Raw genomic sequence first — 18,895 nt, forward strand, 5'->3', positions numbered from 1 at the left:
CCCGCGTTTCTCAGCTTATTAACAGGAAAGTGTCGACGCGGCCGATCAGCAGGTCGGCGGGGTGCCGCCGGAGCGCACCGTCGCCAGGGCGGCCAGCGCGTCGTCCAGGGTGGCCACCTTGGCCAGCGGCAGGCCGGGCAGCGCGTTCGCCTTGGCCTCCTCGCAGTTCGCCGCGGGGGTCAGGAAGATCTTGGCACCGGCCGCCTTCGCCCCGTACAGCTTCTGCGGGATGCCGCCGATCGGCCCGACGTTGCCCTCGTCGTCGATGGTGCCGGTGCCCGCGATGACCTTGCCACCGGTGAGGTCCTCGGGCGTGAGCTTGTCGATGATGCCGAGCGCGAACATCAGCCCGGCGCTCGGGCCGGCGATGTCGTCGAGCTTGATGTTCAGCGTGAACGGGTGCGGCTGGTCGGTCTTGACCTCGATGCCGACCCGCGGCGTGTCGTCCTCGGCCGAGGCGGGCTTGGTGGTCACCTCGACCGTGGTCGGGGCCTTGTCGCGGGTGACGCCGAGCTTGAGGGTGGAGCCCGCGGGCTTGGCCTGGATCAGCTCCAGCAGCTTGCCGTTGGAGGTCACCGCGGCGCCGTCGACCGTGTCGATCACGTCGCCCGGCTTCAGCTTGCCGTCCGACGCGCCGCCCGCGACGACCTTCTCCACCGAGATGCGCACCGGGTAGCCCAGCTCGCGCAGCGCCGCGGTCTCCGCGCTGGACTGCGAGTTCTTGAAGTCTTCCTGGCCCTGCTGGTCGATCTCCTCGCGGGTCGCCTCCGGCGGGTAGAGCAGCTCGTACGGCACGACCGCCTCCTCGTCGGACCACCAGCCCCGGATCACCGAGACCAGGTCGGTGGACGACTGCACGTTGACGGTGACCAGCCGCAGCTGCCCGTCGGACTTCGAGACCGCGGGACCGCCGGTGATCGAGATGACCTCGTGGCAGCCCTCCCCGGCGCCGGCCGCGCCCGGCGTGCACAGCTCGCCCTTGTCGTCGACGGCGGTCAGCGTGTCCACGGTCGGGCCGGCGCTCTCCACCACGTACGGCACCCGCACCTGCCCGATGGCGAACAGCAGCAGCACGGCCAGGACCGCGCCCAGCACCACAGTCAACCCGCGACGTCTCATGGCGGCCAGCCTATCCGGGCGTCCCTCGCGCGCGCCGGACCCTGACTTGTCCCCGATCACGGGGAGGGTATGAGTCACTTCGGCTCAACTTCGCGTACGGTGGAGAGCGTGCCTGACACCCCGTTCGGGTTCGCCCTTCCTGGCGGCCAACCACCAGACCCCAACGACCCGCAGCAGATGCAGCAGTTCCTCGCCGGGCTGCAGCAGCTGATGGCGATGAGTTCCAGCGGCGGCGGCCCCGTCAACTGGGACCTCGCCCGGCAGGTCGCCACCACCTCGCTCAACAGCGAGGGCGACCCGGCCGTGACCGCCGCCGACCGTGCCGCGGTCGACGAGGCGCTGCGCCTGGCCGACCTGTGGCTCGACCCCGCCACCGCGCTACCCAGCGGCGTGCTCACCACCGCCGCGTGGAACCGCAACGAGTGGATCTTCAACACGCTGGACGTCTGGCGCAAGCTGGCCGACCCGGTCGCCGACCGCATGGTCAACGCCATGGGCGATCTGGTCCCGCCGGAGGCCCGCGCCCAGCTCGGCCCGATGGCCGCGATGATCAGCAGCCTGGGCGGTGCGTTGTTCGGCGGTCAGTTCGGCACCGCGCTGGCCAAGCTCGCCGTCGAGGTGCTCTCGGCCGGCGACATCGGCCTGCCGCTCGGCCCCAGCGGCACCGCCGCCCTCGTGCCCGCCAACATCCGGGCGTACGGCGACGGCCTCGACATCGACGCCAGCGAGCTGCGCCTGTTCGTGGCCCTGCGGGAGACCGCCCACCAGCGGCTCTTCGGCCACGTGCCGTGGCTGCGCGGGCACGTGCTCAGCGCCGTGGAGGCGTACGCCAACGGCATCCGGGTCGACCGGGAGGCCATCGAGGAGGCGCTCGGACGGGTCAACCCCGCCGACCCGGAGTCGATGGCCGAGCTGCAGCTCGAAGGCATCTTCACCCCCGACGACAGCCCCCAGCAGCAGGCCGCCCTGCGCCGCCTGGAGAGCGTGCTCGCGCTGGTCGAAGGCTGGGTGACGCACGTGGTCGAGCAGGCCGCGGGCAACCGCCTGCCCAACGTCGTACGCCTCTCCGAGACGTTCCGCCGTCGCCGCGCGGCCGGTGGACCCGCGGAGCAGACGTTCGCCGCGCTCGTCGGCCTGGAGCTGCGGCCCCGTCGGCTGCGCGAGGCGGCGGCGCTGTGGGCGGCGCTCACCGAGCACCGCGGCGTGTCCGGCCGCGACGCTCTGTGGGAGCACCCTGACCTGCTGCCCGACGACGAGGACTTCGCCGACCCGGTCGGTTACGCGGCCGCCGCCGACACCACGGTCCTCGACCTCAGCGGCCTGGACGACCTCCCCAGCCACGACGAGGGCAACCCCGACAACGGCCCCAAGCAGGACTGACCTCTACCCGCCCACACCCGCTTTTTCATCGACGTTGGCCTATTACAGCGAAAATCCGCGCCCCGGAATCGATGTGATGGGCCAACGTCGATTGCCGGATGGATGCCGACGTGACGCCACAGACGGGGCTACGGTGCCGGCGGAACAGCGGCCCGACGGCCGGCGGCGGTCGGCGGAGTCGACGGGGCGGGCCCGGGGAGGCTATTCGGCGCGGGCGTGTTCGGCAGCGGCGATGCCCTCGAGGTAGCCCCGGGCGCGCTCGGTGCGCGGATACCGGCCGACCAGGGCCCAGAACCGGGCGTTGTGGCTGGGCACGATCAGGTGCACCAGCTCGTGGAGCAGCACGTAGTCACCGACCCAGCCCGGCATCTCGCGCACTCGCTCGGACAGCCGGATGGTGCGGTCGGCGGGGGTGCAGGAACCCCAGCGGCCGTTCTGGTTGCCGACCCAGCGCACGGTCGCGGGCACCGCGACGGCCCCGAACTCGGGCAGGTAGCGGCAGGCGAGCTGGCGGGCGCGGACTTCGAGATCGGCGTCGCTGCGCTGACTGCGCTGATCGCGCGCGGCGAGCCGGGCGAGCATCTTGCTCACCCACTCGCTCTCCTCGGCCCGGGAGAACTGGCTGGGAATGAGCACCACGACCCGCTCCCCCTCGCGGTAGGCGGACACCGTCCGCCGCCGGCGCTCACTGCGCCGGACCTCTACCACGGGCTTGCGTGCGGCGGCCATTAGCGACCGGCGCAGACCAGGGGGCACCCGGGGGTAACCAGGGGGGTGTTACTCACGGAAGGGACGCTAGCGGCCGGGTGCCAGGGGGGCGCAAGAGTCAATCTTGTGATCATCGCCAGATTTGCCGGGATAGGTGGCCTTCGCCAAGAAAATTCTTCTGGCCGTGACCCGCGCCACTGGTACGCATAAGGGACATTACTCAATGCACAGGCGTCTTTAAGAAAATGCCTCATTTTCTACAAGCGTGATGACTCCGGCGTGTCCCGCGTAACCTGACTACTCAGATCGATTCGGGCAGGCAGACTTCCACCGTCACAGCGCAAGCCGCCGGGACGAGTCACCGTGGATCATGAGGAGGAATCGTGGCCGAAGAGAAGTACAACGGCTACTGCGTGAAGTGTAAGGAAAAGCGTGATTTCACCGGCAAGGTGGAGATCTCCAAGACTGGCATGCGGATGGCCAAGGGGCCCTGCCCCGTCTGCGGGACGACCGTGAACCGCATTCTCGGCAAGGCCTGAGGGACAACGCGAGACAGGAGCCCGCAGACACTGCGGGCTCCTGTCGCTTTCCCGACAATCTTCCCCAAGATCTGTGGATAACCCAGGTCAGTACTGTGGAAAACCTCTTGATCACCGGGGACAGGCTGTGGATAACCGCAGGCGTACCCCGCCGGGCACTGGCACCCTCTCGGCTGTGAGCCCCTCCCCGATGTCCCGCCCGGCCCTGCTGCCGGGGCTGCGCCCGATGTGGCGCGACCGGCACACCGTCCAGCTCGGCACGGATCCCGAGCACGCCGTCGTGCTGGAGCTACCGCACCGCTCCGCGGCCCGGCTGCTCGACCTCCTGGACGGCTCCCGCACCGAGCGGGCCGTGCTGGCCGAGATGGCACGGCTCGGCATGCGGGCCGACGACGTCCACGAGGTGCTGGCCGCGCTGGCCGCACACGGGCTGGTCCTGCCGGCACACGCGCTGATGCCGGCGGCGCTGCCCGCCGACCACCGGGCCCGGCTGGCCGACGAGGCGGCCGCGCTCGCCCTGCGCCGGACCGAGACCGCCGGGACCCCGGCCCGGGTGCTCCAGCGGCGGGGCCAGGCCCGCGTGATCATCGCGGGGGCAGGCCCCACCGCCCGCCTGGTCGCCACTGCCCTGCTGGACGCCGGAGTGGGCAAGGTGGGCACGGTGGCCTCCCCCGGCGCGGCAGCCACCCTGAACAGCCCGCCAGGGCCGCACGCCGCCACCCTGCGCGCCACTGACGCCACGTTCCGCGTCCAGGTGGGGCACGCGGTCTCCACTCGCGGAACCCGCCGCAGGGTGCCGCACCTGGCGCTGACCGTACGCGACGGGGTGGCCGTGGTCGGACCGCTCGTGCCCGCCTCGGGCGGGCCCTGCCTGCGCTGCCTCGACCTGCACCGCACCGACCGCGACCCGTCCTGGCCCCGGCTGGCGGCCCAGCTCGCCCAGGCCCCGGCCGGGAGCGACCCGTGCCCGGCGGCGACCCGGCTCACCGCCGCCGGTTTCGCCGCCGCCGAGGTGCTGGCCTACCTCGACGGGGCCGCGCCGACCACGATCGGCAGCACGGTGGAGATCAACGGCGTGCTGCCCTGGCGGCGGCGCTCCTGGTCGCCCCACCCGTCCTGCGACTGCACCCGGCCGCGGCGCGGCTGACATCTCCACAGGGTCTTCACCGGCCGGAACAGGCCGAAATCCGCGTGGTCGGCAACAATGGCACGGTGACCGACATCCCGCGCCGTGCCGTTTCCCGGACCGCCAAGCTGGCTTCTCTTCCCCTGGGCTTCGCCGGGCGGACCGTGCTCGGCTTCGGCAAGCGGGTGACCGGCCTCGCCTCCGACGTGATCTCCGCGGAGATCCAGGAGCGGACGGCCGAGCAGCTGTTCAGCGTGCTGGGTCAGCTCAAGGGCGGCGCGATGAAGCTCGGCCAGGCGCTGAGCGTGTTCGAGGCGGCGCTGCCGGACGCCCTGGCGGAGCCCTACCGCGACGCACTCACCAAGCTCCAGGAGGCGGCCCCGCCGCTGCCCGCGGCCACGGTGCACAAGGTGCTGGCGGAGCAGCTGGGCAGCGACTGGCGGGCGCTGTTCCGCGAGTTCGACGACACGCCTGCTGCCGCGGCCAGCATCGGCCAGGTGCACCGGGCCGAGTGGAAGGTGCCGCGCAAGCGCGCCGGCATCCCGGTCGCCGTGAAGATCCAGTACCCGGGCGCCGGCGACGCGCTGATCGCGGATCTGGCCCAGCTCTCCCGGCTGGCCGGGCTGTTCAAGGTGATCCAGCCTGGCCTGGACGTCAAGCCGCTGGTCACCGAGCTGCGCGCGCGGGTGGTCGAGGAGCTGGATTACGAGCTGGAGGCGGCCAGCCAGCGCGCCTTCGCGGCGGCGTACGCGGGGGACAAGCAGATCCTGGTGCCGAAGGTGCTGGCCGCCGCGCCGCGGGTGCTGGTCACCGAGTGGGTCGAAGGCATCCCGCTGTCGAAGATCATCGGCAGTGGCACGGTGGCCCAGCGCGACCGGGCCGGGGCGCTCATGGCCACGCTGCACTTCTCCGCCCCCGAGCGGGCCGGGCTGCTGCACGCCGACCCGCACCCGGGCAACTACCGGCTGCTGCCCGACGACCGGCTCGCCGTCATCGACTTCGGCGCGGTCGCGCGCCTGCCCCAGGGCCTGCCCGAGCCGGTGGGCCGGATCACCCGGCTTGCCCTGGCCGGGCGCGCCGACGAGGTGCTCAAGGGGCTGCAGGGCGAGGGTTTCGTGCGCGCCAACGCCGACATCGACGCGCAGGCGGTGCTGGACTACGTGCGGCCGATGCTGGAGCCGCTGGCCGCCGAGGAGTTCCGGTTCACCCGGGCCTGGCTGCGCGAGGAGGCCGCCCGGCTGGCCAGCCCGCGCAGCCCCGCGTACCAGCTGGGGCGGCAGCTGAACCTGCCGCCGTCGTACCTGATGATCCACCGGGTGACGCTGGGCTCCATCGGCGTGCTGTGCCAGCTGGAGGCCAAGGCGCCGTACCGCGCGATCCTGGAGCGCTGGCTTCCCGGCTTCGCCGAACCGACCAACTGAGCTGCAGAAATGCGGATGCCCGCCGGTGCAGCCGGCGGGCATCCGTCTTTGATTCACTTATCGCTGCGACAGCTCACGTGCACGCCGGCGCGCGGCGATGGTGATCTGACGGGCGGAACGGGAAGCCTCAGAGGGGATGTTCTGAGGCTCAAGCATTCGGGCCCGACTCATGATTTCGTGGATCATATAGATGTCGCTGATTCCGTTTCTCATTGCTTCTCTCCGTTGCGCTGGTAGTGACTTAGCCGGCAGGCGGCTGGATTGGGTGTTGCGGAGTTGCTCAGGCTGCGAGACGGACGGACTCGCGAGCGGTGACCGCGGCGACCCGCGCCTCGGTCTCGGCCACCAGGGCCGCCTCGCGAGCGAGGTCGTCCTTGCGCGGACGGCCACGCGGACGCTTGCGCGCCACGACCGCACCACGCTCGAAGATCTCGCCACCCCAGACGCCCCAGGGCTCCTCGCGCTCCAGTGCCCCGGAGAGGCACTCGGCCTTGAGCGGGCACTCGCCGCACAGCGACTTCGCCAGCTCAAGCTCCGCAGGAGCGTCAGAGAACCACAGGTCCGGGTCGAACTTCCGGCAGGGCAGCTCCGCACCCAGCTCGACGCTGAAGTCGAGGACTGGGGCCAACGCCAGACTCATCTTCCGGTCACCTTCCTTTCATCTCGATCTCGTGGATCGCTTTCCATGGGGGTGGAAATAACTAAGGCCGCGGATCCCGGTGTACGGGTTCCGCGGCCTCGAGGTGAGCCGGTGGTCTGGTTTAGACCTTTGGTTTACCTCGAGGTGGGAGCCCGCTGAATCCATCGAGCTTCATGCCCGAGGACTCCTGGTTCCGGTAGGCCAGGGTGGTGCTGATGGTGCTGGTGATGCTCTTCGGCTTGGCGGCTCCCGCGGGGGCCACCTTGATCGGGTTCGGGTTCCAGGCCAGCTGTCGCAGGACCGGCAGCTGCTCCACCGGCAGACCGGTGGCGGTCGAGCCGCCCAGTGCGCCCAGTGCGCCCTTGACGCCACGCGTGGCGTGGCCGGCGGGTGCGAGTTCCAGGGCGAACGGCGCGACCTTGACCGACTGAGCACAGGCAGCGGCGAGCGCCGCCGGAACGGCCGCGTTCGTGGTCTTGAACGTGATCTCCATGGGACTCGCCTCCTTACTTGCCTCGTCGGTACAGAACGTGATCCGCCATCCAGGAGCAGCACTGATGCGCGCTCTTGGAGGTGTGACCGAAGGCTATGCCTCCCGGGCGGGAAGGCGCAAACGGTTTTACGGCTCTGTTGCCAAATCTTTTTGAAGATCTTCTGAAGTCGGTTGTTCAGGCAGCAAATCCGCCACCGAAGCGCCCTTCAACAGCGCGAGAACTGCCTCGCCGTAGAGCTCCAACTTGCGCGGGCCGATGCCGGCGATCTCCACGAGGCCGGCTCTGTCGGATGGCTGACGCTCGGCCAGCGCGGTGAGGGTGGCGTCGGTGAAGACGACGTACGCCGGGATCTTCGCCGCCGCGGCGACCCGGGCCCGCCAGTCGCCCAGCCGCTCGAACAGCTCCTCGTCCAGCGAGGAGGGACAGCCCGCACACCGGCCCAGCTTGCGCTCGGGCCCGGCGAGCAGCGTCGCCCCGCACACCCGGCAGCTCACGATCACGGTCTTGCGCGGCACCCGCGGCGCACCGGGTCCGGGCCGCTCGGCCCGCGGTGCGGCGGCCTGCCCACCGAACGGCGAGAGCCCCGGCACACCCTGCAGGAACCGGCACGGACGCCGGGCCCGACCGCCCGACGAGCGGGCCTCGCCGTAACTGAGCCACAGCACCCGCCGTGCCCGGGTCACGCCGACGTACAGCAGCCGGCGCTCCTCCTCCAGCGCCTCGGCGCTGCGGGCGTACGCGGTGGGCATGGTGCCCTCGACGAGCCCGACCAGGAACACCGCGTCCCACTCCAGGCCCTTGGCGGAGTGCAGGCTGGCCAGGGTCACCCCGGCGACGGTCGGGGCGTGCTGCGCCTGGGCGCGCCGGCCCAGCTCGGCGGTGAACCCGGCGAGCCCCTCGTCGACGCCCGGCGCGGGGCGGAACTCGGCGGCCAGGCGGACCAGGGCTGCCAGCGCCTCCCAGCGCTCCCGGGCGGCTCCGCCGGACGGCGGCCGCTCGGGTTGCCAGCCGAGGCCGACCAGCACCGCGCTGACCGTGCCGACCAGGTCGTCGCCGCCGTCGGCGCGGGAGGCCGAGCGCAGCGCCACCATCGCCTGGCGGATCTCGGCCCGCTCGAAGAAGCGCTCCCCGCCGCGCAGCACGTACGGCACCCCGGCGTCGGCCAGCGCCTCCTCGTACGTCTCCGACTGGGCGTTGGCGCGGAACAGCACCGCGATCTCCGACGCGGGGGTGCCCGCCGCGATCAGGTCGGCGCAGCGGCGGGCCACCGCGACGGCCTCGGCGTGCTCGTCGGGGAAGACCCGCGCGTCCGGCTCGGGTCCGGCGGGGCGCTGGCCGACCAGGTCCAGCCGCAGCCGGGCCTCGCTGCCCTTGGCCTGCCGGATGACGGCGTTGGCCAGGCCCACCACCTGCGGGGTGGACCGGTAGTCACGGACCAGCCGGACCACGGTCGCGTCGCGGTGCGTACGGGCGAAGTCCACCAGGTACGACGAGGTCGCGCCGGTGAACGAGTAGATGGTCTGCGCCGCGTCGCCGACCACGGTCAGGTCCCTGCGCCCGCCCAGCCACGCCTCCAGCAGCCGCTGCTGCAGCGGGTTCACGTCCTGGTACTCGTCGACGACGAAGTGCCGGTACTGCGCGCGGACCTGCTCGGCGACGTCGGCGTGCTCCTCGATGCCCCAGCACATGGCGCGCAGCAGGTCCTCGAAATCGATCACGCCCTGCTGGCGCTTGACGTGCTCGTACGCCGTGAACACGGCGGCGACCTGGGCCGCTTCCAGCGGGGTCTCCCGGCCGGCCTTGGCGGCGGCGACCACGTACTCGCCGGGTTCCACCAGCGACGACTTCGACCACTCGATCTCGGCGGCGAGGTCGCGCGCACCGGTGCGGTCGGCCCGCACCCCGGCCCGTGCCGCGGCGAGCACGATCAGCCGCGCCTTGCTCTCGACCAGCTCCGGCATCTCCCGGCCGCGCAGCAGCCGAGGCGCGAAGAAACGCAGCTGGCGCAGGGCGGCGGCATGGAACGTCCGGGCCTGCACGCCGTGCGCGTCGAGCCCGGCCAACCGCTCGCGCAGTTGCGCCGCGGCGCGTGCGGTGAAGGTGACGGCGAGCACGTGCTTCGGCTGGACCTGCCCGGTGATCACGCGGTGCGCGATCCGGTGGGTGATCGCCCGGGTCTTGCCGGTGCCCGCGCCCGCCAGGATGCACACCGGACCGGGCGGCGCCGTGACCGCGGCCGCCTGCTCCTCGTCCAGGCCGGCAAGTACCTTTCGGGCCGTGTCGGGGGCAGCGTCTCGGGTCACAACAGGGAATCATCCCAGGTGTCGTTGATGTTGCCACCGCTAGAGTCCCCGGGAGCCCCCGCTCCCCCGACCCGAGGATCGCCATGCTGACCATGTACTCGACCACGTGGTGTGGTTACTGCCACCGGCTGCGCAGCCAGCTCGACCGTGAGGGCATCGCCTACACGGTGATCGACATCGAGCAGGACCCGAACGCGGCGGACTTCGTGATGAGCGTGAACGGCGGCAACCAGACCGTGCCGACCCTGCGCTTCGCCGACGGCAGCGCCCTGACCAACCCCAGCGTCATCCAGGTCAAGGCCCACCTGGCCGCGATCGCCGAAACCGCCGCCGATCCGGCCTGAGGTTTTTCAAGATCGCCGTTTCGGGTCACGGAGTGAGGCCAGACCTCACCTTCCGACCTCAAACGGCGATCTTCGCGTGCGCCGCGGCTGCGGCGCACCGGTCCCCGGGGCGCGGCGGGACGGTCAGCTGGGCCAGCGGGGGGCGTCCAGGCGGACGACTTTGACGCGCTGGCGGCCGGATCGGACGGCGCCGACCGAGGCGAGGGCGCGGGCGAGCTGGAGCGCGGCGTCGAGGCTGTCCGCCTCCGCCACCTGGCGGCGCTGCTCAGGACTGGCTGTCTCGTCGCGCAGCGGCTGCTCATCGAGGAACGACGCGTTCACGTCCTCGGGCGCGAAGGGTCGTACCTCGGTGCGAACGATCAGGTACCGCATGCGCTGCTCCGTCACTGCCTGCCGGGCGGAGGTCGACTGTGGAGTCCATGGGTGGAACTTCCACATTCGGCTGATGTCATGCTTGTGCATTTCCCCAGCTGGAATCAAGCAAGACGCGACGATCGTCGGGCAGCACCGCCCGAACGGGTGACGGAGCGTAGTTTTCCGCCGAGGAGATCAGCTGATCCGGGCGCTTATCCACGCCCGCGACCGCGGCGGGTCCAGCGCGGCTTCGCCGAGCCAGCCGAAGACACGTGCATATCGCTCGACGCTGTTGCGGTCGGTGAGCACCAGCTCACGGGCGAGCGTCTCGACAGCCACCGTCTCCGGATCATCCGGGTCGGGAAAGTGATAGATAGAAAACCCGGAATATGGTATGAAGTGCCGGCCGATCAGGGCCGCGCACGGCAGTACTCTGATGGTCACGTTGGGTAACTGCGCGAGGGTCGCCAGGTGGGCCAGCTGCCCGTCCCGCACCTCGTCCGGCGCACCCCGGCCAAGCAGCGCCTGCTCGTCCAGGATCGCCTCGTAGCGGGGCGCGTCCGAGGTCCTGGTCAGAATCGTCTGGCGGGCCAGCCGCGCCGCCACCTCGGTGTCCGGCTCCTGCGGCGCGGGCAGCTCCGCCACCGGCCCCACCGCCGGATTCGGGCGCTGCGCGGGCACTGCGCCCGCGGGTGACTCCTGCCCGGACAGCGGCCGCGAGGACAGGATGCGGGCCCGCGCGTACTCCGGCGTCTGCAGCAGACCGGGAACGATCGACAGGCCGTACTCCCTGATCCGGGCGCTGCCCGCCTCCAGCTCGGCATAACCGCGCTGCCGCTGGGTCATCACCGGGTACGCCCGCAGCCAGCCCCGGGTGTTGCCGGCGTCGCGCGCGATGGCCACCAGCTGGTCCCGGTCCCGCCCGCGCACCTCGTACAGGTCGAGCAGGTCCAGCACATCGGCGAGATCCGGACGGCTGCGCCCGTTCTCCAAACGCGACAGTTTCGACTTGGCCGCCCAGCCCACCTGGTCGACGACCTGCTCCCCGGTGAGACCGGCGGTCTCACGCAGGCGGCGCAGCTCCACGCCGAGGCGCTGGCGGCGGACGATCGGGCTGGATCCTCGCGACAAGGGGACCTCCGTCGGCGAACCAGCCCTCAGGCTAAGCCGCCCACCCACCCCCACCCCAACACCGACACACCTTTCACCCGGTTGATCACCTTCCTTCCACGTTGATCATGAACTTATGGGCAGGTTCGGCGGCGCGCCCTGTCCACAACTTCATGATCAACGCAGTCGGAGGCGCGGCAGGGGGTTGACGAAAGGGTTCTTTTGAAAGGATGCTTTTGATGTGACGGAGAGATTGCCGATGCGGGAGATCACGGATCCGCGGATGTTGCGGGCGATGGCGCATCCGGTGCGGTTGCGGCTGATCAATGAGTTGGGGTTGCGGGGGCCGGCGACGGCGACGCAGCTGGCCGAGCGGGTCGGTGAGTCGGCGGCGAACTGCTCGTGGCACCTGCGGCAGTTGGCGAAGTTCGGGTTCATCGAGGAGGCGGAAGGCGGGGTCGGGCGTAACCGGCCGTGGCGTTGGGTGCCGATGGGCAACCGGTGGGGTGGTCCGGCGGATCCGCCGGAGATGATCCAGGCCGGTAGCGAGCTGAACGCCACGCTGCTGGCGCAGGAGCTGGCCCAGCGCAACCAGTGGGACGAGCGGCGGCAGGCCGACGACTCGGCGTGGCGGCACGCCGCGTTCTCCGTGCAGAACGTCACCTGGCTCACCGCCGACGAGCTGACGGCGCTGGAGGACGAGCTGGTCGCGGTGCTGACGAAGTACAACCGGCGGATCACCGACGAGGCCGACCGGCCCGAGGATTCCCGCCCCGTTCGCATGGTCGCCTGGGCCCATCCCGACCCCAGCTGACCTTCACCCCCATCACCCCGGAGGCACACCCCTATGCGCGCCGTACTGCGCCGACCCGACTTCCGCCTGCTGTTCGCGGGCCTGTTCTTCAGCATGACCGCCGAGTCGATGCTGGTGCTGGCGCTGGCCATCTGGGCCAAGGACCTCACCGGCTCCGACGGCATGGCGGGGGCGGCGATCCTGTGCGTGGTGGCGCCGGTCGTGTTCGCGCCGCTGCTCGGCGTGGTGGTGGACCGGTTCCGCCGCCGGCCGTTCCTGATCGCGGCCCTGGTCGGTTCGGCAGTCATGCTGACGCCGCTGCTGGCGGTCGACGGCCGGGAAGACCTGTGGATCATCTTCGCCGTCGCGATCTGCTACGGCGTCTCGTACATCCTGGTCAGCGGCTCGCTCAACGGCCTGATCAAGGAAGTCATCCCGCCGGACCTGCTGGCCGAGGCGAACGGTGCACTGCAGACGGTGCGCCAGGGCCTGCGCCTGGTCGGGCCGCTGCTGGGCGCCGCGCTCTACGCCGCCACGAAAGGCTGGGGCCTGGCCACGCTCGGCATGGCGGGCTTCCTCATCGCGGCCGCGGTCATCGCCGTGCTGCGGGTGCGCGAGGACAGGCCCGAGCGCGTCGAGTCGCACTGGCTGACCGAGGTCGGTGCGGGCGTACGCCACCTGACGGGCAGCGTGCCGCTGCGGCGCGCCCTGATCGGCAACGTGATCTCGATCCTCGTCTTCGGGTTCAGCGAGACCGTCTTCTTCGCCTTCGTCGACCAGGGCCTGCACCGGCCGCCGGCGTTCATCGGCGTGCTGATCAGCGTGCAGGGCGTCGGCGGCCTGCTCGGCGGCCTGACCTCGCCCTGGCTGATCCGCCGGGTCGGCGAGCTGTCCGCCAACGCCATCGGCATCGCGCTGTTCCTGCCGCTGCTGCTCACCAGCCTGACCCCGAACCTGGGACTCGCTTTCGCCACCTGCCTGATCTCCGGCTTCGGCCTGCCCTACCTGCTCGTCGGCCTGATGACGCTGATGCAGCGCACCACCCCCGCCGCGCTGATGGGCCGGGTCTCGGCGGCGATGGACGCGCTGATCAGCGCCCCGCAGACGCTCGCGATCGGATTCGGGGCCGTGCTCGTCGAGCTGGTCGACTTCCGGGTGCTGCTGGTCGTCATGAGCGCGGTGATGGCGGTGTCCGCGCTGTACCTGTGGGCCGGGCGCGGGCTGACCCCGCCGTCAGCCGGCGCGCAGCCAGGTGAGGACGAGCTGGTGGGCGATGGAGGAGCGGTTCGGGAGCGTGAAGGAGTCGTCTGAACCGTCCAGCACCCGGGCGACCTGCTCGCGCGTGAACCACTGCGCGTCGATCAGCTCGTCGGGGTCGGTGCGCAGCGGCGCGGCCGCCGGGTCGGCGACCGCGATGAAACCCAACATCAACGAGCGGGGGTACGGGAACGCCTGGCTGCCGTGGTAGCGGATGTCGGAGACCCGGACCCCCGCCTCCTCGTACACCTCGCGGGCGACCGCGTCCTCGGCGGTCTCCCCCGCCTCGACGAATCCGGCGAGCACCGAGTAGCGGCGCTTGGCCGCCCCGGCCCACACCACGTTCGCGCCGAGCAGGATGCGTCCCTGCGGGCCGGCCACCCCGTCGTGCACCGCCATGATCACAGCCGGGTCGGTACGCGGGAAATGCAGGTCGCCGTCGGCGTCCCGGCGCACCCAGCCGCCCTGCTCGACCGTGGTCGGCTTGCCGCTGCGCGGGGCGTACAGGTGGTCGCGGTGCCAGCGCACCAGGGCCAGCGCCTGGGTCAGCAGCGCCGTGTCGCGGGGCGGCAGGTCCGCGCCGACCTCCCACAGGTGCTTCGGCTCGGCGCCGGGCACCTCGGGCAGCGCGCTGTTCACCGCGAAGTAGGCCGTGCCGCCCGCGTCGACGCCGAGGAACAGCGGCTCGGCGGCCGGACCGCCGGTGCCGACCTGCGCCGAGCCCACCAGCACGAGCCGGTCGTCGCGGATCAGCGCGCGGCCGTCGTCTCCGATCAGCACGACCTGGCCGCGGGCCCAGGCGTCGGCCAGCCACTGCGGGTCGGCGCGCCGGAACGCGGCCCGGTCGAGATCCGACCGGGTCGCGGAAGGTGTTTCGTTCATTACCGGCAACTCGCTCCGCTCACCGTCACGCCGCAGGCCTCGACTCGACCTGGATCGGCACGATCGCCGCCACCGCGGCCTGGATCTTCTCGGCGTCGCCGAGGATCACCGGGGCAGCCACGGCCGGCGCGAGGTACGTCGCCGCGACCCGGTGCACGTCCTCCAGGGTGGCCGCGGCCAGCCGGGCCGAGTGCTCGGCCAGGAAGCTCAGCCGCAGCCCGAAACCGGCGTAGGTGCTGGCCAGACCGGCCAGGCCGGACTGCGTCGACATGCCCAGCTGCAGCGTGCCCAGCGCGTACTGCCGCGCCTGCTCCAGCTCCTCCTCGCGCACCGGCAGCGCCGCGATGCGGCCCAGCTCGTACAGCGTCTCGACCAGGGCCGGGGCGGTGACCTCGGTGGCCACCTCGGCGGAGACGGTCAGCGTGGAACCGGCCACCGAGTGCTCGATCACCGAGTGCGGGCCGTACGTGTAGCCCTTGTCCTCGCGGATGTTCTCCACCCAGCGGGAGGAGAAGTAGCCGCCGAAGACCATGTTCGCGAGCTGGAGCGCGGCGTGGTCGGGATGGGTACGCCCCACCGCCGGCAGCGCGAGGCGCAGCGACGACTGCACCGCGCCGGGCCGGTCGACCAGCAGCAGCGGGCCCGGCACCAGCAGCGGGATGGGCGGCAGGTCGGCGCTCTCGCCGCCGCCGTTCCACGCGCCGAGGCGCTTGGCCGCGGTCTGCACCGCCTGCTCCGGGTCGATGTCGCCGACGATGACCAGCGTCGCCCCGGCCGGGTGCAGCCGCCGGGCGTGCAGCGCGCGCAGCGCCTCCGGGCTGACCGCGCGGACCTCCTCCACCGACGGCGTCTGCACCGCGTACGGGTGCCCCGGGTAGATGCGCTTGAGCAGCGCGACGCGGGCCAGGTGCGCGGGCTGGCTCTGGGCGACCTGGATCCGGTCGGCCAGCCGCTCCACCTCGGTGGTGACCTCGCCCTCCGGGTAGACGGCGTCGTCGAGCACCTCGGCCAGCAGCTCCAGCAGCCGGTCCAGCCCGGACACCAGCGAGTTGCCGCTGATCTGCAGGCGGTCCGGGTCGATCCCGGCGCCCAGGCCGCCACCGACGGTCTGCAGCTCGGCGGCGATCTCGACGGTGCTGCGCGTGCTGGTGCCGGAGAACAGCGTCTGCGCCAGCACCGCCGCCTCGGCCAGCTCGGCCTTGGCGAACGGCACGCGCAGCCGCACCTCGGCCAGCGGCACGCTCGGCCGGCGGATGGCCAGCACGGTCAGCCCGTTGGGCAGCGTCTGCTCCGCCTCCAGCGGCAGCGCCAGCGGCCGGTTCTCATCAAGCTCGGGAAGGGCGATACTCACTGGTTTCCTCCGGGCACGACCTCGATCGAAGCCCGGCGGTGCGGGCGCAGGGTGGCGGCGGCCGACCGGACCTGCTCCTCGGTCACCTCCGCGATCTGGTGCGGCAGGTCGTTGAGCAGCCCCGGGTTGCCCCGCTGCAGCTCCAGCACGGCCATGCGCAGCGCGCGGCCGAGCACCGCGTCCGTCTCGCGCAGCAGGTGGGTGGCCATCCGGGCCTGGGTGCGGGCCAGCTCACCCGGGGTCAGCCCGTCGGTGGCCAGCCGGTCCAGCTCCTCGTCGATGGTGACCAGCACCTTGTCCACACTGCCGCCGGGCGGCAGGTGCGACTGCAGCAGCAGCGCCGTGGGGTCGCGCACCTCGAACGGCTCGCCCATGAAGCCCAGGTAGCCGCCGACGCTGGTGACGCTGCGGTCCTTCAGCACCAGGCGCTCCACCAGCCGGGACGCGTCGCCGTCGGTGAGCACCTCGGCCAGCACCACGTACGGCAGGTAGCCGGCGAAGTCGGTGATCGGGTCCGGGACGCGCCACGCCGAGGCGACCGCGGGCAGCGGGGCGAGCTTGTCCACGTACGACTCGCGCCGCTCGGCGGTCAGGTCGGGCTCGGCGAAGTCGGCCCGCGACGGCGCCGGGCGGGCCGGCACATCGCTGAAGTGACGCTCGATCAGCATCCGGGCGTGTCCGGACGCGAAGTCGCCGGAGACGCTGAGCGTCGCGTTGCCGCAGGCGTAGTACTTGTCGAAGAACTCCGCCGCGTCCGGGACGGTGGCCGCTTCCAGGTCGCTGAAGGAGCCGTAGCCGTCGTGCGCGTTGGGGAACGTGTCGAACATGACCGGCGGGAGCTTGAGCCACGGGAAGCCGCCGTACGGGCGGTTCAGCACGTTGACCCGGATCTCCTCCTTGACCACGTCGATCTGGTTCTTGAGGTTCTCCTCGGTGAGCCGGGGCCCGCGCATGCGGTCGGCCTCCAGGAAGAGCATGCGCTCCAGCGCGTTGCTCGGCACCGTCTCGAAGTAGTCGGTGTAGTCCAGGTGGGTGGAGCCGTTGAAGGTGCCGCCCGCCCCCTGCACGTGCCGGAAGTGGGCCAGCTTCTCCAGGTTGGCCGAGCCTTGGAACATCAGGTGTTCGAAGAGGTGGGCGAAGCCGGTGCGGCCCTGCGGCTCGGACCGGATTCCCACGTCGTAGACGACCGCGACACCGATCACCGGTGCGCTGCGGTCCGGGCTGAGCACGACGCGCAAACCGTTGGGGAGCGTGAACCGCTCGACCTCGTACGCCGTGCGCGGGATCTGGATGCTGGTCTCGGTGGACACAAAGCCGACCCTAGCAAGCTGGCGGAGGAGGCGTCCGCAGCAGCGGCGGTGAAATGTACGACCGCCGCCGCTTCGGGCGGGTCAGGACTCCACGCACTCGGCGACCGGCGAGCGGTCCCCCGCGTCGCCCAGCGCGACGGCGAGCGCCCGCGCCTGCGTGCGGATCTCCGGCGCGGCCGTGGTCTCCCAGAGCACGCCGCGGCGGGTCGGGCCGAGCGTCCACAGGGCCGGGTGCGCCGAGCCGTCACGGCGCAGCAGCGCTCCGTGCGGGTCGGTGTCCAGTCCCAGCCGGTAGGGGCCCGGCCGGGCCATGCCCTCGGCGACCAGCGCGCGGACCAGCGGGTCGGACTCGACGATGCGGCCGGGGCCGGTGCAGTTGACCACGGCGGCGAACGTCGGCGCGGCGATCGCTCCGCTGTGGCGTTCGCGCAGCGCGACGCGTACCCCCTGGTCGGCGGCCTCGATGCCGCACAGCTCGGCGGCACGGATGCGCAGCGCGCCGCTGTCGCGCAGCGCGGCGATGCCGTCCGCGACCCCCGGGGCCATCCGGTGGCGGTGCACCTCCCAGTAGCGCGCCAGGTGCCGCAGGAAGCGGTGCTGGCCTGGCTCGGGCAGGCTCTGCCACAGCGCGTCCCAGTGCGGCCGCAGCGCGTCGAACACGGCCCGCCAGTCCCCGGTCTCGGCGGCCAGCCGCCGCAGCGAGCGCAGCAGTTCAGCGACCGACCCTGCGGCCAGCAACTCTGGTAGCGCGGCCTGGACCTGTGCCGCCGCCTGCGTGGGCGACACCGGCGCGGACACCGCGGCTGCCGCGGACGTGGCCACCGCGCCGGCAGCTGCCGCCGGGGCTGGCAGGACGGCTCCCGCGGTGGTCGCGGCGACTTGCGTGGCCCAGGTCGTGACGGTGTCCGGGCCGAGGGCGGCGGGCCGCCGATGGGGCTGCGGCAGCAACCCGTGCCGGGACACCGCGGTGAGGTCGTGCCGGCCCGCGTTCGACAGGGTCAGCGCCACGTCGACGGCGGTCAGCCCGGTGCCGATGAGCAGGATCGGGCCCTCGGGCAGGTCGTCCAGCGCGCCCGGCCGCCACGGGTCGGCCACGTACGCCCCCGAGCGGGCCGCGGCGGCGTCGAGCCGGGCCGGGGCCGACGGGGCGGGGTGGCCGAGGGCCAGCACCACGCGGTCGGCGGGGATCACCACGTCGTCGGCGAGCAGCACGGTGAGCGGGCCCCCGCTGCCGGACGGCTCGAAGATGCGGGCCACCCGGCCGCGCTGCACGGTGAGCCGGCCCTGCGCGGTCTCGTCGGCGGTCCGCAGCACCTCGGTCAGGTAGTCGCCGTACCAGCTGCGCGGCACAAAATCGGTGGGAGCGGTGCGCGGGTCGCGCCGGCGGCACCAGCGCAGGAAGTCGTCGGGCTGGTCGGGATCGGCGCTCATCGCGGCGACGGGCGAGTTCAGCAGGTGCCACGGCGCGGCGGTGCTGTAGGCCAGCCCTCGGCCGGGCCGCGCGCCGGGATCGACCAGCACCACGTGCCAGCCGGCTCGCAGCAGCTCACGGGTGGCGAGCACGCCACTGCAACCGCCGCCGACCACCACCGCGATGCCCATGGCCGTACCTCCTCCGTGTCGCTGATCAAGTTAGCGCCGACCGCCTGCGGAACGCGCGGAGGCCGCCGTAAAGCCCATATAACCTACCGGCACGATAGGATATACAGCGTACACGCGCCAGTGGCGGCCGACCGCAGGGCGCGAGCAGCCGCCTTCGGCAAT

The 18,895-nt window shown here is 72.0% G+C and carries 18 protein-coding genes; 7 read left to right on the forward strand and 11 right to left on the reverse strand.

Annotated elements, in window-relative coordinates; translation table 11 throughout:
- Nucleotides 1-45: 45 nt before the first annotated feature.
- Nucleotides 46-1,119, reverse strand: coding sequence for a YlbL family protein (locus tag ACFQO7_RS08255; protein WP_376805853.1), 1,074 nt, complete (start codon nt 1,117-1,119; stop codon nt 46-48).
- 108 nt (nt 1,120-1,227) lie between these two features.
- Here ACFQO7_RS08255 and ACFQO7_RS08260 point away from each other — a divergent pair, with 108 nt between their 5' ends.
- Complete coding sequence (locus ACFQO7_RS08260; RefSeq protein WP_376805854.1) at nt 1,228-2,499, forward strand: zinc-dependent metalloprotease; 1,272 nt, start codon at nt 1,228-1,230, stop codon at nt 2,497-2,499.
- Between the two features lie 201 nt (nt 2,500-2,700).
- Here ACFQO7_RS08260 and ACFQO7_RS08265 read toward each other — a convergent pair whose 3' ends face one another.
- Complete coding sequence (locus ACFQO7_RS08265) at nt 2,701-3,228, reverse strand: M48 metallopeptidase family protein (protein ID WP_360521393.1); 528 nt, start codon at nt 3,226-3,228, stop codon at nt 2,701-2,703.
- A gap of 362 nt (nt 3,229-3,590) precedes the next feature.
- Here ACFQO7_RS08265 and ACFQO7_RS08270 point away from each other — a divergent pair, with 362 nt between their 5' ends.
- The 3 genes from ACFQO7_RS08270 to ACFQO7_RS08280 all read left to right on the forward strand — a co-directional run bounded on the left by ACFQO7_RS08270 (nt 3,591) and on the right by ACFQO7_RS08280 (nt 6,293).
- A complete protein-coding gene (locus ACFQO7_RS08270) occupies nt 3,591-3,746 on the forward strand; it encodes a DUF5679 domain-containing protein (RefSeq protein WP_166381884.1) in 156 nt (51 codons plus the stop codon).
- Nucleotides 3,747-3,921: 175 nt separating this feature from the next.
- The gene (locus ACFQO7_RS08275; RefSeq protein ID WP_376805855.1) at nt 3,922-4,893 is read left to right on the forward strand and encodes a PqqD family protein; all 972 of its coding nucleotides are present in this window, start codon (nt 3,922-3,924) and stop codon (nt 4,891-4,893) included.
- Nucleotides 4,894-4,958: 65 nt separating this feature from the next.
- On the forward strand, nt 4,959-6,293 hold the full coding sequence (locus ACFQO7_RS08280; protein WP_376805856.1) for an ABC1 kinase family protein: 1,335 nt from the start codon (nt 4,959-4,961) through the stop codon (nt 6,291-6,293).
- Nucleotides 6,294-6,573: 280 nt separating this feature from the next.
- Here ACFQO7_RS08280 and ACFQO7_RS08285 read toward each other — a convergent pair whose 3' ends face one another.
- The 3 genes from ACFQO7_RS08285 to ACFQO7_RS08295 all read right to left on the reverse strand — a co-directional run bounded on the left by ACFQO7_RS08285 (nt 6,574) and on the right by ACFQO7_RS08295 (nt 9,730).
- Complete coding sequence (locus tag ACFQO7_RS08285) at nt 6,574-6,933, reverse strand: WhiB family transcriptional regulator (RefSeq protein WP_360521402.1); 360 nt, start codon at nt 6,931-6,933, stop codon at nt 6,574-6,576.
- 121 nt (nt 6,934-7,054) lie between these two features.
- Nucleotides 7,055-7,426, reverse strand: coding sequence for a hypothetical protein (locus tag ACFQO7_RS08290; RefSeq protein ID WP_376805857.1), 372 nt, complete (start codon nt 7,424-7,426; stop codon nt 7,055-7,057).
- 126 nt (nt 7,427-7,552) lie between these two features.
- Complete coding sequence (locus ACFQO7_RS08295) at nt 7,553-9,730, reverse strand: ATP-dependent DNA helicase UvrD2 (RefSeq protein ID WP_376805858.1); 2,178 nt, start codon at nt 9,728-9,730, stop codon at nt 7,553-7,555.
- Between the two features lie 83 nt (nt 9,731-9,813).
- On the opposite strand from ACFQO7_RS08295, the gene ACFQO7_RS08300 reads away from it, so the two are divergent.
- Nucleotides 9,814-10,074 carry a mycoredoxin gene (locus tag ACFQO7_RS08300; RefSeq protein WP_360521411.1) on the forward strand — a complete coding sequence of 87 codons (261 nt, stop codon included), beginning with the start codon at nt 9,814-9,816 and terminating at the stop codon, nt 10,072-10,074.
- A gap of 123 nt (nt 10,075-10,197) precedes the next feature.
- On the opposite strand, the gene ACFQO7_RS08305 is transcribed toward ACFQO7_RS08300, so the two are convergent.
- Together ACFQO7_RS08305 and ACFQO7_RS08310 are read right to left on the reverse strand one after the other, a co-directional pair.
- A complete protein-coding gene (locus ACFQO7_RS08305; protein WP_203693850.1) occupies nt 10,198-10,446 on the reverse strand; it encodes a hypothetical protein in 249 nt (82 codons plus the stop codon).
- A gap of 177 nt (nt 10,447-10,623) precedes the next feature.
- Nucleotides 10,624-11,559, reverse strand: coding sequence for a helix-turn-helix domain-containing protein (locus ACFQO7_RS08310; RefSeq protein ID WP_376805859.1), 936 nt, complete (start codon nt 11,557-11,559; stop codon nt 10,624-10,626).
- A 220-nt stretch (nt 11,560-11,779) separates the two neighbouring features.
- On the opposite strand from ACFQO7_RS08310, the gene ACFQO7_RS08315 reads away from it, so the two are divergent.
- The gene (locus tag ACFQO7_RS08315; RefSeq protein WP_376805860.1) at nt 11,780-12,352 is read left to right on the forward strand and encodes a helix-turn-helix domain-containing protein; all 573 of its coding nucleotides are present in this window, start codon (nt 11,780-11,782) and stop codon (nt 12,350-12,352) included.
- Between the two features lie 33 nt (nt 12,353-12,385).
- Entirely contained in the window at nt 12,386-13,642 is a 1,257-nt protein-coding gene (locus tag ACFQO7_RS08320) for an MFS transporter (RefSeq protein WP_376805861.1), read from the forward strand.
- Here the strand turns inward: ACFQO7_RS08320 and nudC are convergent.
- From nudC to ACFQO7_RS08340, 4 genes are all read right to left on the reverse strand, one after another.
- A complete protein-coding gene (nudC, locus tag ACFQO7_RS08325) occupies nt 13,565-14,470 on the reverse strand; it encodes an NAD(+) diphosphatase (protein ID WP_376805862.1) in 906 nt (301 codons plus the stop codon). The two genes, ACFQO7_RS08320 and nudC, sit on opposite strands and share 78 nt — an antisense overlap.
- A gap of 25 nt (nt 14,471-14,495) precedes the next feature.
- On the reverse strand, nt 14,496-15,821 hold the full coding sequence (locus ACFQO7_RS08330) for a M16 family metallopeptidase (RefSeq protein ID WP_376805863.1): 1,326 nt from the start codon (nt 15,819-15,821) through the stop codon (nt 14,496-14,498).
- The gene (locus tag ACFQO7_RS08335; protein ID WP_376805864.1) at nt 15,818-17,131 is read right to left on the reverse strand and encodes a M16 family metallopeptidase; all 1,314 of its coding nucleotides are present in this window, start codon (nt 17,129-17,131) and stop codon (nt 15,818-15,820) included. The genes ACFQO7_RS08330 and ACFQO7_RS08335 overlap by 4 nt, the downstream gene beginning before the upstream one ends.
- Before the next feature lie 81 nt (nt 17,132-17,212).
- On the reverse strand, nt 17,213-18,733 hold the full coding sequence (locus tag ACFQO7_RS08340) for an FAD/NAD(P)-binding protein (RefSeq protein ID WP_376805865.1): 1,521 nt from the start codon (nt 18,731-18,733) through the stop codon (nt 17,213-17,215).
- Nucleotides 18,734-18,895 lie beyond the last annotated feature (162 nt).

Source organism: Catellatospora aurea, from assembly GCF_042663325.1.
In the GTDB taxonomy this organism is placed as follows: domain Bacteria; phylum Actinomycetota; class Actinomycetes; order Mycobacteriales; family Micromonosporaceae; genus Catellatospora; species Catellatospora aurea.